General features: G+C 30.8%; 1 protein-coding gene. It reads right to left on the minus strand.

The window, feature by feature from the left end; translation table 11 throughout:
• Positions 1 to 482, minus strand: a 482-nt coding sequence (locus ACYVRH_RS14430; RefSeq protein ID WP_461257562.1) for a hypothetical protein, incomplete at its 3' end; no start/stop codon positions are given.
• Positions 483 to 516: the final 34 nt, after the last annotated feature.

The following is a 516-nucleotide window of genomic DNA, read 5'->3' on the forward strand; positions in this document are numbered from 1 at the left end:
CAATTTGATATAGATAGTCTACCGCATGGCAATGGAATAAGAATACCATTCTTATCATTTTTTGCATATAAATACTCATTCCACATTCCACTTTTTTCAATTTCGTCCTCATTTCCACTATAGTCGCCAAAAATAAATATAAAAATACTGGCTTTGCTTACAATGCTTTTTCTATGCTTTTCATTTGCTTCATTACTGGTAAAAGGGAAAGGTTCCATTTGTAAATATCGATTAGGATTTTTTCCATTGCATAGTTGCTTAACAGTTCCAGATATGAAATGTCCAATACTCATTCCCATTCCGCAGATAAATTTAAATGGAGATTCATCAATCTTCATAAAGGCATTAACAAGGGTTTGACAAACTAATTTTCCTTCATTTTCTTCTTTGGAATATCGCACAAAGCTTTTTGCCCCTGAAATATAAATTGAATTGTATTTTACCCTGCATGATATTCCATATGCTGTTCTATAGGCATTCATATTATTACTTACACATAAACAGTTAATATTATAA

The sequence above is a fragment of the Treponema sp. R80B11-R83G3 genome, assembly GCF_054786115.1.